Raw genomic sequence first — 24,805 nt, 5'->3', positions numbered from 1 at the left:
TCAAAAGCAAACGTTTGGTTTTTCGTGTGGATTGAGTGAGAGAATTTGACGCAAACGATTATCTGGTGCTTTTAGGGTAAGAATCAAGCGAAAAAATACATTTTTAATAAAAATGTCATAAAAAGATAATTTAAAGTTAGAAAAAAGAAAAAGAGGAAAGCAGCTACCGACTTTCCTCATCATTCTACTTTTGTACAATCATCCAATATCATGTTTATCTCACAGTAGAAAAAATAACTTAATGGATTGTTTTTATTGAATTTATATTAAACGACATGATAACTAGGTATATTTATCTATTATTAGTAACTTTAATAAGTTACTTAAATAAATAATACCTCCCGTTCCCAATGTGTGGCGATTAACGATTTGCAGTATTCATTATTTTTGTCTGAAGATAGTGTCACCTTCTACTTCTAACGTTAGATGAGTAGGCGCAGTTTTAGCAAACAATTTTCTGTTTTGTATAAGTATTTCTAGATTATTCTTAATAAATTTTAAAATGGTTACAATTACGAAAGATAATCATAATAATTTATAAAAAACGATAAGATAAATTTTTAATATTTAATATTTAGAAATCGAGAAAAGAAAGGCTTCCTCTATCGCATTCCTTTGACCCTAAACGGAATACGATAGAGAAGAAATAATATTAAGATGAGCTACTATTGAGTGCTTCAACACCAAGGTTCCAACGTTCCATCGTTGAAACTAAGAATAAACCTGTCATAGCAACCAATAAGAATGGTAGTGAAGATGAAGAAATTTCTGACATCGCGCCAGCCAGCAAAGGTCCTGATAAATTACCTATTCCCCATAACATCGCAGCCGACGCATTAGCAACCATCAGATCATTGCCTGAGAAATATTGCCCTATTTGTACCAACGCAATGGTGTATATCGCACCAGCTGTTGCACCCAGTACCAGTAATAAAGGCCAAATCAGCAACGTGTGAGACATAGTGATAGGTAATAATAAGCTTGCAAGTAAAGTCACTACACCACAAATTCGATATAACTGTGTTCTGTTCATATGATCAGCAAGCCAGCCAAATGGCATTTGCATAATGGCATCACCCGCTAAAATAGCGCTTATCATCATTGCGGCAATAGCTTCAGTGTGTCCCATACTTAGGCCATAAATAGGAAACATAGAAAGTACGGTGCCATCAAAAAAAGCAAAGAAAACAATACCACCACAGATTGCGGGTGCTACTTTAACAAAGCGGATAATAGAAAAATTAGGCTCTTGCGTATCTTTCGGTAATTTATCGCCTGTTTTCTGATCCATCATTAAAAACAGGACAATAGAGATAATATGAATAAAGACACTAATTAAAATAGGTGTCTTATCTGCGACGCCATAAAGCGCAATAATTGAAGGCCCTAATAACTGGCTAATAGTAAATACCGTAGTATATACCGCTAAAATCCGCCCACGTTTATTATCTGGTGAAAGCTCATTAATCCACGTTTCACCTAAACAAATCATCACACCACTGGCAATCCCAGTGATTAATCGTAGAGGAAATAAAACCTCTAAAGGCAAGCTCCCCATTAAAGGTAATAAGCTTATCGCAGAAACAATGGTTGCTAATAGCATGGCAAAGCGTTTGCCTATCCATTGCACAATACGCCGAGCAAAAGGCGAAATAATTAACATCCCAATAGCGGGTGCAGCGGAAATAAGTCCAATGATAGATTCACTAATTCCCGCTAAATTAAGGCGCAGTGCAACCATAGGAATAGTTAATCCGATAACAATCCCGATAACGCCAATACTTACCGTGATAGTTGTTATCGCAAAAACTTCAGATTGGCGATAATTTTGATGTGACATGTTATTTTGTTTCTGCGAATAACAGAAACCTCTGTAATAAAAGGAAGGTTATTAAATAAAATATTGTTTTATTATAGGGGATAAGAAATAGATAAACATGCTTAAAAAATAATGTTAATCAGAGAAAGATCTCCGTTTGACTCACAAAGATCTTTGCCTTTCACAATATTCTCACTTCACCGTCATTTATCCTACAACGCTTAAGAAAAATAACGATAAATAAGCACAGTACCTGATGCCAATACAATGGTATAAATCACACTCATAAATCGTGCTTTCGACATACGTAATGTTAAATTTCGTCCTAACCAAACTCCCGCAAACATAGCAGGCAAGAAAATAACGGCTAACTTAAGAATATCCAATTGCCAATAAATACCTGCAAATAAGAAAATCACCACTCGCGTTAGTGTGCTAAAGCCAATCAATGTCGTTTGTGTAATGCGAAACTTGTTTTTATCTGCAATTCTGCCTGATAAATAGATTGCATATAAAAAGCCACCACTGCCAAACAATGCGCTAAATACACCACCAATTAACCCAAAAGGATAAACCAAGCGTTGAGAAAATTGGCTTTCTTGTTTTTTCCAAAACAAGGCATAAATGGCATAACAAGCGGCAAAGATACCTAAAAGAAGAGAAAGCAAATCAGGTCGTGTGGTTAATAAAATCGTCGCACCGACCAGACTACCAATAATAATCAGCGGAATAAGATAGCGTATTTCTTTAAAATCAGCCTGTTTGCCATCTCTTAAAACATTCACTATGGCGGCACTTAAATCGATTAATGCCAATAAAGGCACTATCATTGAAAGAGGTAAATAAAGTGCTAATACAGGACCCGCAATTAACGCAGAGCCAAACCCAGCCATACCGAAAATAACATATGCAAAGAATAAGGTAAGTAGGCAAATAAAAAGATCAGACCAACTGAGCAAGTCCATCATAGTAAACCTTGAACAATTATCATTTAATGAAGGATATTAGCGTAATTATTAAAAATCGAACAGTGATCGTAAGACTATTCACAAAATACAGCAGAAACAGGATCTGATTTTTCCGAATACGGTTAATTAGTGTTATTATCTAATCGGAATAACACTTTTAAACTAACGATATTTTGAATTGGCAATGAACCCACAACCTCCTAAAAAAACGAATGAATACCTTGGTAATAAAGTCAAACAATTAAGACAGTCTCGAAACTTGTCACTTAATGAGTTATCAAGAAAATCGGGAATATCCAAGGCTGCATTGTCAAAATTAGAATCGGGTGATTCTAATCCTAGAATCGATACCTTAGAGGCTATCGCAATAGCGCTTGGCTTTCCGTTAGGGGATTTATTTAGTTTCACACGAGAAGAATATCCTCGTTTAGAACGACATAAGCCTATCGTGGGTGATTATGCCCAAGAGTTTAAATTTCGTATTGGCATCGGTAATATTACTGAAATTTGGCATATCGAAATGAAGCATGGCGCGATCATCAATAGCCCAGCTCACGCAGATGGCACTCAAGAACACATCATGGTCTATTCTGGTAAATTAATGATGCGTTTTGATAATGATGAAACGGTCTTACTCGAAACAGGTGATTTTTATGCCTTTCATGGTAATGCTCCTCACTCTTATATTTGTGTTGAAGGACATTTGCGTGCATCCGTCATTATGTCTAGCCCAAATCAACAGCATTATCATCATCGCCCTTAGCTTTTTTATTTGCGATAAAAATATGGCTTTATTCCTATTAATTAAAAAATAAAGTAATTAAGAATAAAGCCACTGATAAAATAAAAATGACGAATTAACTTAGATAGCTTTCCATTTGTTCAAAAACACGTAAATCGTCACTGAATCTCACTTCTTTTACGTCTTCAAGCTTTTCTACCTGACTCACCATCTGCATTAGGCGATCATCTTTTTGCACTAATAGCCAAATACGGCTTTTATCGCTATTTTTCATCGGTAAACACAAAATACCATCGACGTTAAATGCACGGCGAGCAAATAGCCCACAAATATGGGTCATAACACCGGGATGGTTGCGAACAATCAATTCCAGTGCGATAGGTTGTGATTGTTGTGACATAAATTAAGCTCCTATCATCTCAATATTTGCCGCTCCTGGCGGTACCATTGGAAATACTTTTTCATGAATATCAATCATGACATGAATTAAACACGGACCTGGTTTTTCAATTGCTGCTTTTAATGCACTCGCAGGATCCGCTTCTTGATTTAAGTCACAGGTATCTAAACCAAAGCCTTGTGCAATACGAATAAAATCTGTTTGATAAGGGTAAGCCGCCGCATAAATACGCTCTTCAAAAAACAGCGTTTGTTGTTGGTGAACCAACCCCAATGCCTGATTATTTATCAAAATAATTTTGATATCTAATTGGTGTTCAGCCGCCGTAGCAAACTCTTGAATATTCATCATAATGCTACCATCCCCCGAGAAGCAGAGGATTTTCTTACTTGGCTCCGCTAATGCGGCACCAATCGCTGCTGGTAAACCAAATCCCATCGTGCCTAAACCGCCAGATGTTAACCATTGTCGAGGTCGATTTAACGGATACGCTTGTGCAACCCACATCTGATGTTGCCCAACGTCTGTTGTAATAATGGCATCATCATCAACACAATTTGCGGCCGCTAATACAATGCCATAACCACTCAGAATATTTTCAGAGTTTTTCATCTCCAATGGATATTCTTGTTTCAGTGTCGTAACACGCTCTATCCATTCATCACGCTTATTTGTATTAATCAATGGTAATAACAGTGATAACACTGATTTCGCATCAGCGTGGATCGCAATATCTGGGCGCTTGATTTTACTAATTTCAGCACGATCGATATCAACATGAATAATTTTGGCATTAGGGCAAAACTTCTCTGCTTTACCAATAGCACGATCGTCAAAGCGCGCACCTAATACAATCAACAGATCCGCTTCTTCTAAAATAAAATTAGTACTACGCGTCGCATGCATACCCAACATCCCCAAATACAGAGGGTGTGAAGGTGGCATTAATCCTAATCCCATTAAGGTCATCGTTGTTGGCAGATTATTTTTCTCTGCTAATTCAATCGCTTCTTTGCATGCTTCTGAGCTAATTATTCCACCGCCTAAATATAAAACCGGATTTTTAGCTTGGTTGATCATTTGCGCCGCTTGTATCACTAAATCAGTATTAAATGCGGGAACGGGATCTTTTTGTGGAATAGGTGGTAACGCTTCTAATGTAATTGTGGCTTGCTGAATATCTTTTGGTACATCAACCCAAACTGGGCCCGGTCTCCCTGACATAGCTAAACGAAACGCATCACAAATAATTTCGGGTAAATCAGCAATATCGCGCACTAAATAATTATGTTTAGTAATGGGAATAGACATGCCATAAGTATCAACTTCTTGGAAGGCATCTGTCCCAATCATGGCGGAAGATACCTGACCTGTAATACATACCAAAGGAATAGAATCCAATTTAGCATCTGCAATTGCAGTGACTAAATTCGTCGCACCCGGCCCACTTGAGGCAATACAAACAGCAGGTTTACCATTTGCTCTTGCAATACCTTGAGCGATAAAACCTGCGCCCTGTTCATGGCGAGTTAAGATATGGCGAATAGATTTGCTTTGGCTTAATGCGTCATACAAAGGCAACGCCGCACCACCGGGGATCCCTGCAATTGTCGTAATGCCTTGCCGTTCCAGTAAATAAACGATTAATTGTGCGCCAGTAAAGGTTCTACTTGTGGCGTTATCTTGTTGAGCACCCATTTTTCTCTGTCCTTTGTTCTAAGCCGGACTTTATGGGCGGTAGAAAAGAAAAACCCCGCCCGGTTAGTGCGCCGGCGGGGTTGCGAAACTGTGTTGATTCGGACCCGTTACGGCGCTTTGCCGACGACCACCACCACACGCACGACAACCACAGCCGCAATGCGCGCTGTTAGTCGTAGGCTTTGTAGTAGAGTAGTGATGATCATGGGTTACCTATCAATTAATTTAATGATGTGTTTACGTGTTATCTGTATTTAAAAAAACATAACTTCTACAAATTAACAACCTTTTTTTTCGGTTTATTTTTTATCACCGCCAAAAACGAGAGCTAGATCACTTCTAGTGAAAATCAAAAAATAACCCTGAGTGCAGCATAAAAATCTAGATTAATTTCACATTACAGAATAACCAAAAATTCGTTTCACAACGTAAACACATCGACTCAATTTTATAAAAAAGCAACTTGAACTAATAATAGTGTTGCCGAGAGTACAAACATAAATATCACCATCGGCATAATAAATTTAAGCCATTTATTATAGGAGATATCTAACATTTGCAATGTCGCTAACACCAACCCAGTAGGTGCTAAGAACAGCATAATATATTGTCCCCAGTTATATGCCGATACCACCATATAACGAGGAACACCAACTGCATCCGCTAATGGCGCCATGATTGGCATCGCTAAAACCGCAAGCCCTGAAGAAGACGGAACAATAAAACCTAAACAGATAAAGACAACGAGCTGTGCCAATAAGAATAAACTTGGTGGCATTCCTGCAACCATATGAGACATAAATTCAAGAATGGTATCCGCAATTTTACCTTGTTCCATCACAAGGTTAACACCACGCGCTAAACCAATAATTAATGAAACACCGACTAATTCCGATGCTCCGTGAATAAATCCATCAATGGCTGTTTTCTCTTTTAATCCAGAGAGAAAAATTATGATGATTGCGATAGCAAGGAAAAGAGCTGCCATTTGTGGGAACCACCAGCCCATGTCCATAACACCCCAAACCATAATAGGAAAAGCAGCAACAAATAAGCAGAGGATCACTTTACGACGCCACGAAAATTCTAATATCTCATTAGGATCGTAATTACTTAAAAAGCGCTGTTTAAAACTTTCGGCATTTTCATAGTTGTAAGAGAAAGTCGGATCTTTTTTGATCTTCTTGCAGTACCAATATAAATAAATCAAAACCCCCATCGTACCAATCACCAAGCCAATAGTACGAAAGCCGATCCCTTCAATAAAACTGATCCCCGAAGCATTTGATGCGATAACAACTGAGAAAGGATTTACAGTTGAGAACCCAGCCCCCATTGAAGAGGCAAGGAAAATAGCACCAACACACACAATAGCGTCATAACCCAAGATTAAGAATATGGGTACTAATATGGGATAGAAGGCAACGGCTTCTTCTTCAATCCCACAGCTTGTCCCGCCGATGGATAATATAATCGTGACTCCAAACACGACTAAAAACTCTTTGCCTTTGGTTCGATTCGCTAATGCTGTTAAACCTGCATTGAATGCACCGGTTTTATTAACAACCCCAATAAGCCCCCCCAAGACAAGAATGAAAACAATAACATCAGCTCCCTCTATCGTCCCTTTCACCATACTTTCGGTAATATCCATAATTCCTTTGGGTTGCTGTGCTACGCGTTCATAGGTTCCAGGTATCGCTATCGGTTTTTTAATTGTCCCATCTGTAAATTTATTAATCTCAATAGAGACATTTAAATCATTTAATGTTGCCTGAGTTGCAGGTAACACTTCATGAGAACCATCTATTTTCGCAACCACTAATGATGGCTCCGCTGAGTTATAACTTAATCGCTGATATTCGCCAGCTGGAATTATCCACGTTAATCCAACCACAATTACTGTAATGGCAAATAAAATAGTAAATGCGGTCGGAAACGCAAACTTTTTAAGTTTCATAAGCGTCCTCGACTTAAATAAGAGACTACTCTGCCAGTAGAAATAATATCTATCTGGCAGAGTCTATTATTAGAATTAAATTTAGAATAATGATAAGTATGATATTAATCAGAAATAATTCTTGTACCTGTTTTTCCTTCTAAAGCAGATAATGCATTCTCTAAAGAAGTAATAATAGCTTGTACACCTTTATCACTCTCTTTTAGAAAGTTGAGGCAAGCCTCAACTTTAGGTAGCATACTTCCTTTAGCAAATTGCCCTTGAGAAATATATTTCTGCGCTTGAGAAAGCGTTAATTTATCTAAATTAATTTGATCTGGTTTATTAAAATTAATAGCGACTTTATCAACAGCCGTTAATATTAATAAAATGTCTGCTTTTAATTCTACGGCTAATTTTGAGCTGGAGTTATCTTTGTCAATAACAGCATCAATACCTTCTAATAAATTCCCTTTTCGAATAACAGGAATACCACCGCCACCAACAGTAATCACCACAATATTACGTTCAACCAACTGTTTAATAATCGGTGATTCTACAATTTCTAACGGCTTAGGTGATGGGATCACTCGACGATATCCACGTCCAGCATCTTCCATAAAGTGAAAACCGTGCTCTTTTTGAATAACCTCAGCTTGCTGTTGAGTATAAAAAGCGCCAATCGGTTTTGTCGGTGATAAAAAAGCAGGATCGTTCTTATCAACAACCACTTGAGTCACAATGGTGGCACAACCATGATTTTTATTCAGATTTCTCGCACATAATTCGTCATTAATAGCCTGTTGTAGATGATAACCAATATAACCTTGGCTCATGGCACCACATTCAGCAAATGGCATATAAGGCGTGCCGATGTTCTGTTGCGATGCATAATCCATAGCTAAGTTAATCATCCCAACTTGTGGGCCATTACCATGACCAATAATGACTTGGTAACCCTTCTCAACCAGATCCACAATGGGCTTTGCGGTTTTTCGGACTATCTGCTTTTGCTCTAGTGGCGTACTGCCCAACGCATTTCCCCCTAAAGCAATAAATACCTTCTTAGGCATTGTTAACTCCTTGCTTTAGCTTAAAGTCGCGAACATAACGGCTTTAATGGTATGCATACGGTTTTCAGCCTGATCGAAAACTTTTGATTGGCGAGACTCAAAAACTTCGTCTGCCACTTCCATTTCACTCAGACCAAACTTCTGATAAATATCTTCACCAATGAGCGTTAAACGATCATGGAATGAAGGTAAACAGTGTAAGAAAATCGCATGAGGATTTGCCATTTTCATCATAGATTCATTGACTTGATAAGCTTTCAGTAAGCGAATGCGCTCATCCCAAACACTATCTGGCTCTCCCATTGAAACCCAAATATCGGTATAGAGAACATCAGCCTCTTTTGCCCCTTTCTCAATATCTTCTGTTAATGTGATAGAGCCTTCGTTTTCAGCCGCGATTGCACGACACTCCTTCACAAGTTGTTCTTCTGGCATTAAAGATGCTGGGCCACATGCTGTAAAATGTAAGCCTAATTTGGCACAGACCACCATTAAAGAGTTAGCAACGTTATTACGCGCATCACCAAAGAAAGTCAGCTTAAGCCCTTTTAAATGACCAAAATTTTCTTCAACTGTTAGCATATCCGCCAACATCTGAGTTGGATGGAATTTATCGGTAAGACCATTCCATACTGGCACACCTGATTTTGCCGCAAGTTCTTCAACTAATGACTGATCAAAACCACGATATTCAATACCATCATAGAAACGCCCTAATACACGCGCAGTATCTTCAATAGACTCTTTTTTACCCATTTGTGATGAGCCTGGATCAAGATAAGTCACTCCCATTCCTAAATCGTAACCAGCCACTTCAAAAGCACAACGTGTACGTGTTGAGGTTTTTTCAAATAATAAAACGATATTTTTACCTTCCAAAGAGCGGTGAGGAATGCCTGCCATTTTTAATGATTTAAAATGTTTAGAAAGATTTAATAAATATTGAATTTCAGCTGATGAAAAATCGAGTAATTTTAAAAAACTTCTACCTTTAATATTAATAGACATAATAATCCTATCTCCTAATTATTTTGATAATAATAGAGTTAAAAAATGATTCATTATTTATGAAAAATAGATGCTTCCCCAATAACACACATTATTAGGAAATATGCTTTATATTTTCAGCATGTAAAAAGAGGGCTTACCCGTTAAAAACGGAGAAATGGAAACACTGACGTTGTTTATACATCATAATGTGGGCAATACGTCTAATATGAGGTGTTTTCCTATTATTATTTTCCATAATACTAGTACCTTCACTTATAGGTATTAAATGAGGGTTACAGTGAAACATATAGGAATTAACTTTAATGTGATTATCATCTCAATTATCTATTTATGATAAAAACCATATATCAGTAAAAATAAATCATCAAGAATACATTCCATTAACACACAAATAAAAAATGGATAATCGCTTCTATATTAAGAATGACCTCAATTAAATTAATAAGATAATCAAAAAATAACCAATAAAAATTTATTTTTATTTAGCTATTATTTAGCTATTTTTTTAATATCATTTTTATAATTAACATTAATGATACATTTGAATACTAAAATAATTTAGCTAGCATCATCACCGCACTACAAATAATTAAAATCAGCGTTGCATACTGAAATATCCTGTCAGGCATTCTGATCAACAGCCACTTAGACAGCGGAATAGAGATTAGCGAGCCTAAAAATAACAAAAGTGCCAAATGAATATCCGTATGCCCATCTTGCATATAGGCTAGTGCTGAAGATCCCGATAACAATGTTGTGGTAAATATAGAAGTGCCAATAGCTTGCTTAATAGAAAGGTTCGCGTAACGTAGCAATAACGGTAATACAACCACACCACCGCCCACCCCCGTTGCCCCTAAAACAACACCTGCTGCGATCGCAGGAAGTAATAGTGCTTTTATATTTAAAGGAGCTAACGCTGTATTTTCAACCACAACGGGAGGTAATGAGAAAAACATTCTCTGTACAAAGAGAAATAGAGAAAAAACAATAGCACTAACAACAAGCGCATTAATTCCCCATTCAACTTGTTGCTGATACTGCGCTAACGAACCTAAATAATTAACCAAAACACTGGCTAAAAAGGTACTTGGTAGCATTATTCCTAAGACAATCATCGCTCTTTTAAAAGGAATATTTCCAAGGCGAAAATGCATATAAGACGAAGTCACTTTCATCAACATGGATAATAAATTCGCTGTTGCAACTGCCATTAACGCATTCATACCAAAGAAATAGGTCAATACAGGTAAAACAATAACACCGCCGCCCACACCCGTCGTACTTATAATTAAACCAATAGCCGCACCCACCGCTAATGTGGTGATAAGTAACATTATTGATTTCCTTGCATAACAGCTTCTCGCCCTTTTAATAATGCTTTTTCTGCTGACTCACTCGCTAATGTCATATATTTAAAAAACAGCACATCAAAAGCTACCATTTGTAAAACTTGTGGCGTAATCACGCCTAATTGAGAGTGTTGTTCATCATAAAAATAAGGCAATGTATAATCAGATAATCGAGTTGCTTCATCTTGCCCGAAACGCGTTAATGCCACAGTTAAACAACCTTCATTTTTTGCTGATTTCAGCATCCGATTAATATCTGTCGTATTTCCTCTAGCGGTAACAGCAATGGCAATATCATCAGCAGATAAATTAGCGGAATAAGCCAATTGAGCATGAAGATCAGGACTAAATAATGTGTTTTTATTTACACGTATTAATTTATGAAAAATATCGCTCGCCACAACGGCAGATGCGCCAATACCAAACAATACAATGCGTTTTGCTGATACCATTTTTTCAGCTAATACATCTATAGTATTAGGATCTAACAACGCTAATGAATCTAAAATAGCGCTAGTAAACAGATGCCCTGTTTTGGAAATAATTAATTCTGTCGGGTCTGTTTTCGCAAGATTGCCATAGAGAATATCGCCACTGCTTTTTTGTTGCTTTTCTTCTGAAAGGTAATCAATTTTAAATTCAGGATAACCACGATACCCCATTTGACGAGAGAAACGGATAACAGAAGCACTACTTACACCTGCTTTAAGTGCCAGATCAGCCGCATTCATACTGGCAATATTCTCACTATTCTCTAATAAATAATGAGCAATACGTTGTTCTGTGCCTTTGCCTTGCATTAGCAAACTTTCAAGCTTTTTGGTCAGTGTCGACATTCTGTTATCCTTTTTATTTCTGACTTATTTCTCTGGATCGGTAAATCCCATTAGCATACTGGCGATAAAACCGACAATCCATGCACCTAATACTGCGATCAGGAACTTAATAATTTGCCCATCGCCCACTAACGGAATTAATGATAACCCAGCTGTACCAAATGGAATAATGATCCCAACTTGGAAATATGCCATTAATGCACCACCAGCCGCACCGCCAATACATCCAGCAACAAATGGTTTTCCTAATGGAAGGGAAACACCAAATAATAAAGGCTCACCGACACCAAAAATACCAACAGGTAATGCACCCATTAATGTTTTCTTTAAACGTTGATTTTTAGTCCGTAGATAGACCCAAAAACAAGAGCCTACTTGCCCCATTCCGCCCATGGCTAAAATAGGGAACAGATAATTTAAACCAAAAGTATTTAAAATTTCGGTATGAATAGGAATTAACCCTTGATGTAATCCCGTTAAGAGTAAAAATAAGAAGCTTCCCCCTAGCGCAGCACCGGTTACAACTGCACCACCACCTTGATTTAAAAGTGATAATGATACGCCTTGTGCTAATAACTGATTAAGATAATGGCCAATAGGTTGGAAGATCATAATCGCCACAAGAGAAGAAACTAAAATAGTCACAAATGGCGTTAAGATAAGATCAAGACTCTCTTTAACGATACTACGAAACCATAATTCTAATTTTGAAGAGAACACGACCACCATTAATACTGCAAAGATCCCACCACTGTTTGGCTGTAATTTCTCACCAAATAAGGTGATATCAGCAAGCCCAGGCATGGCTAATAACCCAGCCATTACGGCACCAATCGACGTTGACGCGCCCAATTCTTTAGCTGTATTTATCCCAATCATAATAGAGAGATATGCAAATACTGTACTACCAATTAATTTGAATAATTTAAATAGCTCAGGGAATTGCTCAACTAAGCCTGGTGCGACTAAACGGATAATATTAATTAACCCCATAATCAAACCGCAGCCAATTAAAGCAGGAATTGTCGGGACAAAAATAGCCGCTAATGTATTTAGCATACGACGAATGGAGAAGCCTTTTTTCACTGGTGTTGACGCAGGCTCATCTTCACTACTTGCTGAACTGTTTTGCATACGCTTATTCATGATGGAATAAACTTTTGCCGCGGTTCCCATTCCTACAATCACTTGGTGCTGTTCGCCATTAAATACAACACCTTTAACGCCTTCGACTTGTTTTAAAGCGTCTGCATCAAATAGCGAGCTATCTTTTAAAATCAGTCGAATACGAGTCATACAATGTGTTAGGGTTGCCACATTTTGAAACCCACCAGCATGTTTTTCTATTTCTATTGCTAACGTGTCGAGATGTTCTATTTTATTAGCCATATACGTGCCTGCTAAAGTTCAGAGTGTTTACTCATATTGTTATTAGTTAAATAGGGCGAGTTGCTGTTGTAACGAACGATAAGGATATTGCTGCGTAATTTGATCCACTTTCTCCACACTCAGATGAAGTTCATACATTAAAATGGCTTTCCTAGGATGATAATTAACCATTTGTAACAGGGTTCTGGCTGTTTCATGTGAAATTCCACACACCTCGCTGACAATACCTTCAGCACGACGTTGCAATTTCTCATTACTCGCAACCACATCCACCATCAGGTTTTTATGCACTTTTCCAAGTTTAGTCATCACGCTAGTACTTAACATACCCAAAATCATTTTTTGAGCTGTGCCACTTTTCATTCTTGTAGAGCCTGTTAACACCTCTGCGCCCACATCTGGTGCAATAGATAAATCAGCAATTTCACTCATCATACTTTTGCCACGCGTAGTAATAGATACTGTCAATGCTTTTAGCTTCTTGCCATATTGCAAAGCTGCGACAGTGAAGGGAGTGCGACCACTTGCGGCAATGCCAATAACGACATCTTTATCACTGACATGACGACGTTGAAGCTCTTCAATTGCCGCCTCTTGGCTATCTTCAATATTTTCAACCGCTTTTAGCATTGCATCATGACCGCCAGCAATAATCGCCTGTACTAATGCAGGAGATACACCAAAAGTAGGTGGACATTCCGCACTGTCTAGTACCGCTAATCGGCCACTTGTTCCTGCACCAACATAAAAAATACGTCCACCTTTTTGCAGACGTTCAGTAATTCTTTCTACTGCTTTAGCAATAGCGGGTAATTCTTTTTTAACTGCATTGGCAACAGTCATATCTGCACTATTGATAAGCGTAACCAACTCTAAAGCGCTTAATTCAGAAAACTGTGTTGTTTCTTGATTGCTTTCATTTTTAAGACATTCGCTTAATGCATCTTCTTTCATCATAACAACCTTAATGAAACCAAATTTCAATTAAAATTACATCTTATGAAATTATATTTCAATGATAATTGTCACCACTCTGTGAAATCAGTCACATTAAGTTAAACCTTTTTTCTTTTTAAGAAATCCAACAGTGACTATAAAAACATAATAATCTATTGATTTTAAAGAAATTCCACTTGCTTTTTAAATGAGATAGCAAGTGGAATACAAAGATGTGATAGTGCAGAAGTGTACTACTTGGCTTGCGCTAGAAACTGCCCAAACTCTTCAAGGCTTGGATAAGAAGATTGTGTGCCTTTTCCTGCAACACTTAAACCAGAAAACATCACGGCTTTATTTAACGCTTCTTCAATATTATTGGTGTGAACATAATAATGGGAGAAACAACCAATAAAGGCATCCCCCGCCCCACTAGTATCAATTGCATCAACTTTAATGGCCGGAATATATTTTTCAATTTCACCATTCATCCATAATGCGCCTTTTTCACCTAATGTAACGATAACATTCTTAAAGCCTTTTTGTAGTAAAGAACAAGCGGCTTCACGGATTTCATCCATTGTAGTGATTGGCATACCAGTCAAAATTTCAAGTTCTGTTTCATTCGGAACAAAAAAGTCACAACGAGCTGCAATATCAAGATCTAATGCTTTTGAAGCAGGCGCTGGGTTAAATAACACAGGAATATGATGTTTGTTACCGAACTCAATGGCGTGATACACCGTTTCAAGCGGGATTTCTAATTGCAATACGATTATTTTGCATTTTTTCAGGCTATCTGTGGCTCTATCAATATCCTCTGGCGATAAATGCTGATTAGCACCTTTAACAATTAAAATGCTATTTGATGATTGAGAAGTCACAAAAATGGGCGCAACACCACTTGTTGTACCAGGCACTTTTTCAACATAGCGCGTGTTAATACCATAAGACTCTAAATTCATGATGGTGTTATCCGCGAAAATATCATCGCCAACCTTTGTTAACATCATCACTTTTGAATTTAATTTAGCAGCAGCAACAGCTTGATTTGCCCCTTTACCACCACAGCCAATCTTAAATGCTGGCGCCTCAAGGGTTTCTCCCTCTTTTGGCATCCTGTCTATATAGGTGATCAAATCCACCATATTTGAACCAATCACTGCGATATCCATAGCGCCTCTTACTCTTATATGAAATTTTTAAATGTGAAAATAGTGACATTTTGATAGCTGTATAACAGTATCATGTTATTTAAATATCATTTGTGATTGTTATCCCGTTAAAACGGCACTAATATGTTGCCAAAATCACATGGGTGATGAATAACAATCTTCTTATTAAGGAATATACTATGCGTCCATTAGCTAATTATATCGATCATACCCTTCTTGCTGCAGATACAACTGAAGCACAAATCAAAAAATTGTGTGCTGAAGCAGTTGAACACGGTTTCTTCTCTGTTTGTATTAACACTTCTTACATCCCTTTAGCAAGAACTTGCCTTGATGGAAGTGATGTAAAAGTATGTTGTGTTATCGACTTCCCATTTGGGGCTGGTTTAACAGCAACAAAAGCCTTTGAAGCCGCTGAAGCTATTCGTCAAGGCGCACAAGAAGTAGATATGGTTATCAATATCGGAATGTTAAAAAGCGGTCGTTTAGACTTTGTAAAACAAGATATTGAAGCAGTAAAAGCCGCTTGTGGTAATACAACTCTGAAAGTTATTTTAGAAACTTGCTTATTAACTGACGACGAAGTACGTTTAGTTTGTGAAATGTGTCGTGAGATCCGCGTTGATTTTGTGAAAACATCAACAGGATACAGTACAATGGGCGCAACAGAACATCATGTTGCTTTAATGCGCAAAACAGTGGGTGATGAAGTTGGTGTGAAAGCATCAGGTGGTGTTCGCGATCGCCAAACAGCATTAAACATGATCAAAGCAGGTGCAACACGTATCGGCGCTAGCGCAAGTGTCGCTATCGCAACAGATTCAGATGCACCTGAATCAAACTACTAATTATTTAGCGTATATTTTCTTGGAGTACGCTATTCGATAACACAAGGATCCTTCGGTGATAGAGACCAAACAGCACGAACGTTTGCGCCGCCTCAGTGAATGTATAAAACGCTCAGGTCGCATACATCTTAAAGACGCCGCAAGGATCCTTGAAGTTTCTGAAATGACAATTAGGCGCGACCTTAGTTCTGACGCCGAAAACCCTTTTCCGATGTCATTATTAGGTGGCTACGTTGTTGCATTAGCCCAGCCCCATTCAGGGTTAATCTCAACATCCTCTAATATTATTACGCCAGATCAAACTGAAGAACTTCATATTCCTAATCTTGCCGCTGGCATGGTATCTGACGGCGATGTTCTTTTTTTCGATAACGGGCAGTTTATTCCCACACTGATTGAGCTTATTCCTGATAATCTGCATTTCACGGGGATCTGTTATTCTCATCGAGTATTTTTGGCATTAAGCCAGAAAAAAAATGCCACCGTATTACTCTGCGGAGGTGAATATCGTCCTAAAAGTGACTCTTTCTACAATCCTACCCAACCTTCTTATCTTGATAGCATTAATCCCAAAAAAGCCTTTATTTCAGCCGAAGGTGTTCATCTCGATTTTGGCGTTACCTGTTATAACATCGACGATCTGTACATGAAGAAAAAAGCGATGGATAAATCTATTCGTAAGATCTTACTCACCAAATATCACTATTTTGATGAAACAGCGACAGCCAATATGGGCGATTTAGCTCAGTTTGATGTTGTTATCACAGATAGAAAATTAACGGATGATTACGAAGATTATTGCCGAAAAAGCTCAGTAAAAGTAATTTATTAATTAAAAATAGAGAACTAACTGAAATAGCAAATAAAAGGAAATTAGCCTTAAATTAAATAAAATCTATTAATTCTTTTTTTTAAAAAATAAAGAAAAACCACACCACTTTTTGATTGCCAATGCAAAAAAAAGTGGTTACTATGCCCGCGATTTATTATTTCACATCCATTTCAATTAACTGCAAGGAGGTATCCCATGACAACGACAAATATGAATACTCTTTGCGGACAATCTCAGAAGTAATCCTTTTTTCCTTCTTTTTGCTGTCCGCCAATCAATTTATTTTTTTATCCTTTACATTATATGGATTGGTATATGGACAAGTGTGTTCATTATTTATCTGATAGCGTCTGTTATATCGCATCGGATAATACTTGGATTGAAAGCAAAGCAATCCAACAATTAGAAACAACCGCTCAACTTCCTGATATGGCTTATGTCGCAGGTATGCCTGATTTACATCCGGGGCGTGGTTATCCCATTGGCGCTGCTTTTTTTTCTGTTAATCGCTTTTACCCTGCTTTAGTCGGAAATGATATTGGCTGTGGCATGACGCTCTTTCAAACAGAATTTAAAAACAGCAAACTCAACTTAGATAAAGCAGAGAAACAGTTGAGTGAAATGAGTGATATCGCGCCTTCAGAATGGCTAGAAGCTCATCTACCGACTGAAATGCAAAATCATCCTTTTGCTGGCTCTTTAGGCTCTATTGGTGGTGGTAATCACTTTGCTGAATTCCAACAAATTGACCAAGTGATTAATGAAACGCTTTTCGCTGCAAGTGGTATCAATAAAAAACAGTTATTGCTATTAGTTCACAGCGGATCAAGAGGTTTAGGACAATCTATCTTACGTGCTCATACAGAACAGTTTGGTCATAAAGGACTTGTTGCTAACACCGAAGAGGCAAATGAATATTTGCAAGCCCACAATAATGCACTTGATTACGCAAAGATTAATCGTCGCCTTATTGGTGAAAGAATGATGCGCCAAATTCGCACTCAAGGTACAGTTATTTCTGATGTAAATCATAACCTTGTAGAGCCTTGTGAATTACATGGTCAACAAGGTTGGTTACATCGTAAAGGTGCAACACCCGCACATCACGATATGGTGGTTATTCCGGGTTCACGCGGTGATTACAGCTATATTGTTAAGCCAATTGTGTCTGAATTAAGCCTTCATTCCTTACCCCATGGTGCAGGTAGAAAATGGATGCGTACAGAGTGCAAAGGCCGATTATCACACCGTTTTACACCTTTACAACTTTCACGAACTGAATTAGGTAGCCGTATTATTTGTGCCAATAAAAAACTGATTTATGAAGAAGCACCGCAATCTTATAAATCGATTGAGACTGTGATTGAAAGTATGGTGAGTATCGGACTAATCGAAGTCATCGCACGTCTAAAACCCGTGATCACCTATAAAACAAGTGGGGAGATGGCGTAATGTTATTACAATTCACCTCCGCACAAGGCCCTGAAGAGTGCTGTTTAGCGGTTGAAAAAGCCTTAAATTACTTTTTGAAATCAACCACAAAACAACAAGTGAACGTCACAGTTCTTGAAAAAGAGCCTTCACGTCATGGCTTAAAATCGGCATTAGTGTCTCTTGAAGGTGCTGATGCACAGGCTATCGCGCAACAGTGGGCAGGCTCTGTGCAATGGCAATGTGCAAGTACGTTACGACCGCGGCATAAACGTAAAAACTGGTTTATTGGTGTTGCTTGTTTTGAACAACCTGATGAAATTAATGACAAAGAAATTGTCTTTGAAACCATGCGTTCAAATGGCCCTGGTGGTCAGCATGTTAATAAAACAGAATCTGCGGTCAGAGCAACACATATTGCCACAGGTATTAGTGTCAAAGTGCAATCAGAACGTAGCCAGCACGCGAATAAAAAGCTCGCTAAGCAACTTATTGCATGGCATTTAGAGGCTTATATGATGAAACAGCACGCTTCATTAAATAGTCAACGCCATATTGCCCATCACCGCGTTATTCGTGGCGATGCCACACTCTGTTTTAGTGGCAACGACTTTGTGCTTATAAGCAAATAATGTTATTAATCTAACAAAAGCAAAGCCACGATTTTTAATCGTGGCTTTTTTAAGACAAAAGTACCCTGCAATAAGATTTTTTAAATTAAAAAATCAATAAAGCGTATAGTGAGTTTTAATAAATAAATCTTACAGTTAATACATTTATTTTATTTAATTAATCTTATTTCTTTTAATAACATCACACTTATTTAGATATAAATATTATTAATACTAATTAATTAAATTGCTGCTGGTGTATTTCGCATTTTAACAGTGAACGTCACAACAGCAGAGGCAACTAATGCAATTATCATAAACATAAATGCGCTGTCGTAACTACCACCACTCGCTTTAATTAAGAAGCCCATAACAGGTGCGGAAACAACACCCGCCATTTGACCACCGAAGTTAACAATCCCTGAAGCACGACCCATGATTTTATTTGGGATAGTATCCATTAAAATACCCCAGAACATTGCCATGGCGAAGAACATAAATAATGCTGAAATACACTGATATACAACCGCCATATCAGCACTTTCAACAGTATATGTCATATATAAGAAGCCAGCTGCAATCACTGCGGTAACCATATATAACCATTTACGCTGTGATTTACATTTATCAGAAACATAACCACCTAATAATGTACCACCAGCACCAAATAAGAATGGAATAGCCGCCATTACCCCTGTTTTAGCCAAAGAGAATTCACGAACAGTAATTAAATAACTTGGTAACCATGTTGAGAATCCCCAAAAGGTAATATCAAACAAAAACCAAATTGCTGCCATTTGCCACAGTACTGGCATCTTTAAAACATCTTTAAAGGGTACAGCTTCAACAGGTTTATCCGTTAATGTGCCATCTGCTGCTAGCTCATCGAGATCTTGCTGGGTAATACTTGGGTGATCTTTTGGATTATCACGAGTGAAAAAATAAATACCAGCTGCAATTAATAGGCCAGGAATACCTAAAACAATAAACACCATATGCCAGCCAAAAGCACCGATAATACTCGCCGCAACAATTACAGCTAATGCTGGCCCCAAGGTATTTACTGTTGATTGAATTGCCGTTGCACGACCACGCTCTTTAGATGGGAAATAAGTTGAGATCATTTTCCAAGAAGCCGATGGAAAACAACCTTCACCAATACCAAATAAGAATCGCACCGCTAACATTAACGGCAATGTAAACACCATCCCCGTTAAACTGGTGAAAACTGACCACCATGCAATGCCGATTGCCATAATTTTACGTGCGCCAAAGCGGTCAGCTAAGAAACCACCCGGTATTTGGAATGCCGCATAACCGACAAAGAACGCACTGATTATTAAGCCTTGTTGTGTGGTATCAAGATTCAGATCACGTCCAATAAAGGGTAATGAAACACTCATTACCATTCTATCTAAGAACGAAAGTAACCATGCTAACCAAATTAAGGATAAAACGGTGTAACGAGCTTTCCATGTTTTCTTCTGTTGAAGGTTTGGAATAATATTTGAACTCATTTTCCTGTTCCTCAGGTAAGGGGAAACCATCACGGTTGAAGAACAACCGTGATAAACAGAGATAAGGTTTAACGTTTAAGAGCGCTATTGTGCGGTTATGCTCTTAAAACATGGCCACTACAGGCGTAACTTTCGACCCCATTAATTAATGCGATACGACCATTGACCATCACCAAATCGAGCCCTTCTGGGTATTGGTTTGGTTCAACAAACGTGCCTTTATCAATAATGGTTTCAGGGTCGAACATCACAATATCTGCGGCATACCCTTCTTTAATTAAGCCTCTGTCGGTTAATCGAAGGACTTCAGCTGGTTTACCTGTCATTTTGCGGATAGCTTGTTCCCAAGTGAGGCATTTTTCTTCTCTGACGTATTTCCCTAAAACACGAGGGAATGCCCCAAATACACGAGGATGAGGCTTACCTGCTCCCATTAACCCATCAGTACAGACGTTTTGTTCAGGACGACATAAGAATTTGATAACGTGTTCTTCTGTACCGTAAAAATCCACCATTCCTACCGCATTTTCTTCTTCATATAGCAGATCGAAGGTTGCATTATATGGATCTTTACCTCTCAACTTGCCTAGTTCCACAAGGCTAAGTCCAACGGCATCTTGGTTTTTTTCTGTTTTAGAGCTAGTCACATAAATATTTTCTAACCCTGCGAAATCAATAAAGTTATCCCAACCTGGGATGCCTTTTTCGATATCTTCAATCATCTTTTTACGCAGTTCTGGAGAAGCTAAGCGTTCTAATAATTTCTCTGTACCTCCTGCGTGAACCCAAGGCGGTAAAATTACCCCAAGCATGGTACTGCCTGCCACATACGGATATTGGTCAAAAGAGATACGAATACCCTCTTTTTGTGCTTGATCTAACATGCCAAGCATTTCGTCGATTAATCCCCAGTTTTTCTTACCGCAAACCTTCATATGGGAAATATGCAACCAAACACCCGATGCTTTGGCGATATCAATAAGCTCTTGAGTCGACTGAATAATATCGTCAGCTTCACTACGCTGGTGAACAACAAAAATACCATTATGCTTTGCTGTAACCTTACAAAGTTCGATCATTTCAGCAGTATCACCAAAGGCGCAAGGCATATAAATCAGTCCTGTTGATAAACCAAACGCCCCTGCTTTTAATTCTCGCTCTAAGATTTCACACATCTTGGCGACATCTTCACGAGTAGAAGGATTACCTTCTAATCCCATGGCTTCCATTCGAATGTTGCCATGAGGAACAAGGTAAGCAAGATTCGTTGCAGAGCCTCTCGCTTCTAACATACCTAAGTAACCTTCGGTATTTTTAAAATGCCAATCAATGCTGTCAGAATCACCATCTAAACCCGCAATATTCTTGCGCCATGCTGAAATATATTGTTCTGGTAATGGTGCTAACGCGACACCATCTTGCCCTAACAATTCAGTAGTGATCCCTTGGCGGATTTTGGCGGATAAAGCGGGGTTAAGCAGAGCAGAAAGATCAGAGTGAGTATGAGTATCAATAAAACCGGGACAGACTATCTTCCCTGTTGCATCAATGATCTGATCATTCGTTTTTGCATCAAACTGACCGATTTTTATTATTTTTCCTTCATTAACCACAACATCAGCTTGAAATGCACTTGCCCCTGTTCCATCAATAACAGTGGCGTTTTTAAATATTGTTTTCATTCTGTTATTTCTCCAAAGAGCATCTGACTGTTTCGCCAGATACTCTTCCAGTAAGGATTTATTTCGTAAGAATTAAAGGTGATAAAGGCTGTTCATAATGCTGTAATAACCGCTCGCAGCACCTTTTAACTGTTCAATTTCAATATATTCATCAATGGTGTGCGCTAAGTTTTCTCGAGATGGGCCAAAACCAATGGTTTTAATACCTGCTTCACCCGCATAATGGCTACCATTAGTACAGAAAGAGTATTGTGTGACGGTAGGTTTAAAGCCAGACTCATGCAGCCCTTTTAAAACGCTTTGTACATAAGGATCGTTCTCTTCTAATACCCAACCAGGGAAGAAACGCTCACCTTCAATTATGGCGCCGGTATAGCATTTTTCCGTACCATAGGCATAAGAGACTTTAGCTTTAAAATCAGCATCTTGAGAAGCAAGTTCATCAATGGCTTTTTGTAATGGTGCAAGCACTTCTTCTTTAGTTTCACCCACTAATAAACGGCGATCGTAAGTGGCACGACAATATTCAGGTACGACAGAAGCGCCCGGATAAGGTGATGATTTAATATCCGTGAGTTCTAAGATCCCTTTTCCTAATACAGGATGAACGGAAGGGGTTAACGTTCTGATCTTCTCGATCAGTTTTGCCATTTTATAAACAGAGTTGATCCCTGCATCTGGATTGGCGGAGTGAGCAGGTTTGCCAAAGGTTTCAACAACAATTTCAGCACGACCACGTTGCCCAATTTTGAGGTTTAATTCGGAGGCTTCACCAATTACCACATAGTCTGGTTTATAACGTTCAGAAACGAGTCTTGCAGCAACGCCTTCAAAACACTCTTCATGCACAATGCAAGAAACATAAATACGACCAGCAAAATTGCGCTGATTATCTTGACCATAAAACCCAATCGCTGAAATCATGGCAGCGACGGCACCTTTCATATCACTGGTGCCGCGACCATAAATCTTGCCGTCTTTAATTTCTGCACCATAAGGTTTTTCTTTCCAGTCACGCTCACTCACCGGTACAGTATCGATATGACCATCAAAAACAAGGGTTTTCCCTGGGTGTTGACCTATAATTCCGCCAATGATATTGCCGTATTTATCAATATGAATGTCGTCAAAATCATAGTTTTTCATCATCCCTTCTATGACTTTAACAACGTTACCTTCTTCACCTGAATAGCTTTTTTGTTGGATTAATAATTGGCAATTCTTAATAACTTCATCAAATCGGTTTGCTGATAACATACTGTTCACTCCAAAAGACTTATTTGTTTTTTTAAAATTGTTTGAAGCTAGGCAACTCGCCATCCCACACGATATCGCGATAACGCTCAGGATCGGTGTCACCTTCAGTGCTTATCACAAGCACTCTTGCATTTTCATCTAATCCCAGCGCTTCTTTCGCACTCTGATAGACAGGTGATTGCATCAAAATAGAGAGCAAGCCTGTTGTCACAGCACCAGATTCACCAGAAATGATGTGCGGATCACCAGGTAAAGGGTTTCCTAAAATCCGCATTCCCCTCGTCGCAACAGCATCAGGGCAAGAGAAAAATGCCGCTGAATAATCGCGTAATAAATTCCAACCAATACTATTCGCTTCACCACAAGCAAGCCCTGCCATGACTGTTTGCAAATCCCCGCCAACAGGAATAGCATCCGCTTTCCCTGATACCGCAGATTGATATAAACAATCGGCAATACGTGCTTCAGCCACAATCACTTTCGGTGCTTGTTTGCCATAAGCAGCTGTTACCATGCCTTGCACCATACCCGCAAAAGAGCCCACACCGGCTTGCACAAAAATATGCGTCGGGGGAACTTCATGTAATTGTGCAAGAGATTCCAGCATTAAAGTGCCATAGCCTTGCATGATCCAAAGGGGGATCTCTTCATAGCCATCCCATGCAGTGTCTTGAACCACTATCCAGCCATATTTTTCAGCCATTTCAGCCGTCATTCTCACTGCATCGTCATAGTTCATATCAACGATTTCAGCGACTGCACCTTCACGCAAAATGGCATCTAAACGTTCTTGTGATGATCCTTTTGGCATATAGACCACCGCTTTTTGCTTTAACTGTCTTGCCATCCAAGCAACACCACGTCCATGATTCCCGTCAGTGGTTGTCGCAAAAGTGACGCCATTTAACTTTTTCCTGATTTCATCACTGATCATTACCTCATAAGGTAATTCACTTATGTCCATTTCGAGGAAATCAGCAATATGGCGAGCCATCGCATAAGCACCACCCAACGCTTTAAATGCTTTTAAACCAAAACGGAAAGACTCATCTTTAAGATATAACTCACCAACCCCTAAGGTTTTGGCTAACTGGGGTAAATGAAATAACGGTGTAGGTGCGTATCCTGGAATAGTTCTATGAAAATCTAACGCTTTGACTAACTCTTCATAACGAAAAGGGGCAAGCTCAGCGGTTGGTTTTCGCGTAAATGAACTTTGGTTAATCAGGTACTGCAATTGCTCCTGCATGGAATTACCTCTTAATCACACTTTAAAATTCGCGATAACC

Annotated in this window: 23 protein-coding genes; 6 read left to right on the top strand and 17 right to left on the bottom strand. The window is 38.6% G+C overall.

Annotated features, from left to right (window positions below; genetic code table 11):
• Positions 1–652 precede the first annotated feature (652 nt).
• Both F1325_RS01915 and F1325_RS01910 read right to left on the bottom strand, forming a co-directional pair.
• Positions 653–1,840, bottom strand: coding sequence for an MFS transporter (locus F1325_RS01915; protein WP_109372613.1), 1,188 nt, complete (start codon positions 1,838–1,840; stop codon positions 653–655).
• Between the two features lie 200 nt (positions 1,841–2,040).
• On the bottom strand, positions 2,041–2,787 hold the full coding sequence (locus F1325_RS01910; RefSeq protein ID WP_160229926.1) for a sulfite exporter TauE/SafE family protein: 747 nt from the start codon (positions 2,785–2,787) through the stop codon (positions 2,041–2,043).
• Positions 2,788–2,971: 184 nt separating this feature from the next.
• Here F1325_RS01910 and F1325_RS01905 point away from each other — a divergent pair, with 184 nt between their 5' ends.
• Positions 2,972–3,550, top strand: coding sequence for a helix-turn-helix domain-containing protein (locus tag F1325_RS01905; protein WP_069368071.1), 579 nt, complete (start codon positions 2,972–2,974; stop codon positions 3,548–3,550).
• 94 nt (positions 3,551–3,644) lie between these two features.
• Here the strand turns inward: F1325_RS01905 and ilvN are convergent, their stop codons facing one another.
• Positions 3,645–3,929 (bottom strand): acetolactate synthase small subunit, encoded by a 285-nt coding sequence (gene ilvN / locus F1325_RS01900; RefSeq protein ID WP_109372615.1) that lies wholly within the window; start codon positions 3,927–3,929, stop codon positions 3,645–3,647.
• A gap of 3 nt (positions 3,930–3,932) precedes the next feature.
• Positions 3,933–5,627: an acetolactate synthase large subunit gene (gene ilvB / locus F1325_RS01895; RefSeq protein ID WP_109372616.1), complete on the bottom strand. Its 1,695-nt coding sequence runs from the start codon at positions 5,625–5,627 to the stop codon at positions 3,933–3,935.
• Between the two features lie 90 nt (positions 5,628–5,717).
• Here ilvB and F1325_RS19525 point away from each other — a divergent pair, with 90 nt between their 5' ends.
• Complete coding sequence (locus F1325_RS19525) at positions 5,718–5,885, top strand: hypothetical protein (protein ID WP_432277941.1); 168 nt, start codon at positions 5,718–5,720, stop codon at positions 5,883–5,885.
• Positions 5,886–6,075: 190 nt separating this feature from the next.
• Here F1325_RS19525 and F1325_RS01885 read toward each other — a convergent pair whose 3' ends face one another.
• From F1325_RS01885 to rbsK, 9 genes are all read right to left on the bottom strand, one after another.
• A complete protein-coding gene (locus tag F1325_RS01885; protein ID WP_109372618.1) occupies positions 6,076–7,587 on the bottom strand; it encodes a YfcC family protein in 1,512 nt (503 codons plus the stop codon).
• Positions 7,588–7,691: 104 nt separating this feature from the next.
• Entirely contained in the window at positions 7,692–8,639 is a 948-nt protein-coding gene (arcC, locus tag F1325_RS01880; protein WP_109372619.1) for a carbamate kinase, read from the bottom strand.
• Positions 8,640–8,654: 15 nt separating this feature from the next.
• Positions 8,655–9,647 carry an ornithine carbamoyltransferase gene (argF, locus tag F1325_RS01875; RefSeq protein WP_109372620.1) on the bottom strand — a complete coding sequence of 331 codons (993 nt, stop codon included), beginning with the start codon at positions 9,645–9,647 and terminating at the stop codon, positions 8,655–8,657.
• Between the two features lie 136 nt (positions 9,648–9,783).
• The gene (gene speFL / locus F1325_RS19520; protein ID WP_109372621.1) at positions 9,784–9,885 is read right to left on the bottom strand and encodes a leader peptide SpeFL; all 102 of its coding nucleotides are present in this window, start codon (positions 9,883–9,885) and stop codon (positions 9,784–9,786) included.
• A 313-nt stretch (positions 9,886–10,198) separates the two neighbouring features.
• The gene (locus F1325_RS01865; protein WP_109372622.1) at positions 10,199–10,987 is read right to left on the bottom strand and encodes a sulfite exporter TauE/SafE family protein; all 789 of its coding nucleotides are present in this window, start codon (positions 10,985–10,987) and stop codon (positions 10,199–10,201) included.
• Positions 10,987–11,838 (bottom strand): MurR/RpiR family transcriptional regulator, encoded by an 852-nt coding sequence (locus tag F1325_RS01860; RefSeq protein WP_109372623.1) that lies wholly within the window; start codon positions 11,836–11,838, stop codon positions 10,987–10,989. Before F1325_RS01860 ends, F1325_RS01865 begins: the two co-directional genes overlap by 1 nt.
• A 24-nt stretch (positions 11,839–11,862) precedes the next feature.
• Entirely contained in the window at positions 11,863–13,227 is a 1,365-nt protein-coding gene (locus F1325_RS01855) for a PTS transporter subunit EIIC (protein ID WP_109372624.1), read from the bottom strand.
• A 42-nt stretch (positions 13,228–13,269) separates the two neighbouring features.
• On the bottom strand, positions 13,270–14,181 hold the full coding sequence (gene murQ, locus F1325_RS01850; RefSeq protein ID WP_109372625.1) for an N-acetylmuramic acid 6-phosphate etherase: 912 nt from the start codon (positions 14,179–14,181) through the stop codon (positions 13,270–13,272).
• Between the two features lie 236 nt (positions 14,182–14,417).
• Positions 14,418–15,338 carry a ribokinase gene (gene rbsK / locus F1325_RS01845; RefSeq protein WP_109372626.1) on the bottom strand — a complete coding sequence of 307 codons (921 nt, stop codon included), beginning with the start codon at positions 15,336–15,338 and terminating at the stop codon, positions 14,418–14,420.
• Positions 15,339–15,517: 179 nt separating this feature from the next.
• On the opposite strand from rbsK, the gene deoC reads away from it, so the two are divergent.
• From deoC to prfH, 4 genes are all read left to right on the top strand, one after another.
• Positions 15,518–16,186 (top strand): deoxyribose-phosphate aldolase, encoded by a 669-nt coding sequence (deoC, locus tag F1325_RS01840; RefSeq protein ID WP_109372627.1) that lies wholly within the window; start codon positions 15,518–15,520, stop codon positions 16,184–16,186.
• Positions 16,187–16,241: 55 nt separating this feature from the next.
• Positions 16,242–17,018: a DeoR family transcriptional regulator gene (locus F1325_RS01835; RefSeq protein ID WP_109372628.1), complete on the top strand. Its 777-nt coding sequence runs from the start codon at positions 16,242–16,244 to the stop codon at positions 17,016–17,018.
• Between the two features lie 315 nt (positions 17,019–17,333).
• Positions 17,334–18,470 carry an RNA ligase RtcB family protein gene (locus F1325_RS01830; protein WP_160229925.1) on the top strand — a complete coding sequence of 379 codons (1,137 nt, stop codon included), beginning with the start codon at positions 17,334–17,336 and terminating at the stop codon, positions 18,468–18,470.
• Positions 18,470–19,081, top strand: a complete 612-nt coding sequence (prfH, locus tag F1325_RS01825) for a peptide chain release factor H (RefSeq protein WP_109372630.1) — start codon at positions 18,470–18,472, stop codon at positions 19,079–19,081. The genes F1325_RS01830 and prfH overlap by 1 nt, the downstream gene beginning before the upstream one ends.
• Before the next feature lie 221 nt (positions 19,082–19,302).
• On the opposite strand, the gene F1325_RS01820 is transcribed toward prfH, so the two are convergent.
• The 4 genes from F1325_RS01820 to dpaL all read right to left on the bottom strand — a co-directional run bounded on the left by F1325_RS01820 (position 19,303) and on the right by dpaL (position 24,765).
• Positions 19,303–20,577, bottom strand: coding sequence for an MFS transporter (locus F1325_RS01820; RefSeq protein WP_109372631.1), 1,275 nt, complete (start codon positions 20,575–20,577; stop codon positions 19,303–19,305).
• A gap of 95 nt (positions 20,578–20,672) precedes the next feature.
• Positions 20,673–22,259, bottom strand: coding sequence for an N-acyl-D-amino-acid deacylase family protein (locus F1325_RS01815; protein WP_109372632.1), 1,587 nt, complete (start codon positions 22,257–22,259; stop codon positions 20,673–20,675).
• Between the two features lie 72 nt (positions 22,260–22,331).
• Positions 22,332–23,516 (bottom strand): YgeY family selenium metabolism-linked hydrolase, encoded by a 1,185-nt coding sequence (locus F1325_RS01810; RefSeq protein ID WP_160229924.1) that lies wholly within the window; start codon positions 23,514–23,516, stop codon positions 22,332–22,334.
• A gap of 31 nt (positions 23,517–23,547) precedes the next feature.
• On the bottom strand, positions 23,548–24,765 hold the full coding sequence (gene dpaL, locus F1325_RS01805) for a diaminopropionate ammonia-lyase (RefSeq protein WP_098941318.1): 1,218 nt from the start codon (positions 24,763–24,765) through the stop codon (positions 23,548–23,550).
• Positions 24,766–24,805 lie beyond the last annotated feature (40 nt).

The organism is Proteus columbae, from assembly GCF_009914335.1.
Lineage (GTDB): Bacteria > Pseudomonadota > Gammaproteobacteria > Enterobacterales > Enterobacteriaceae > Proteus.
The sequence above is the reverse complement of the archived record's forward strand: the minus strand, read 5'-3'. Positions and strand labels throughout refer to the sequence as shown.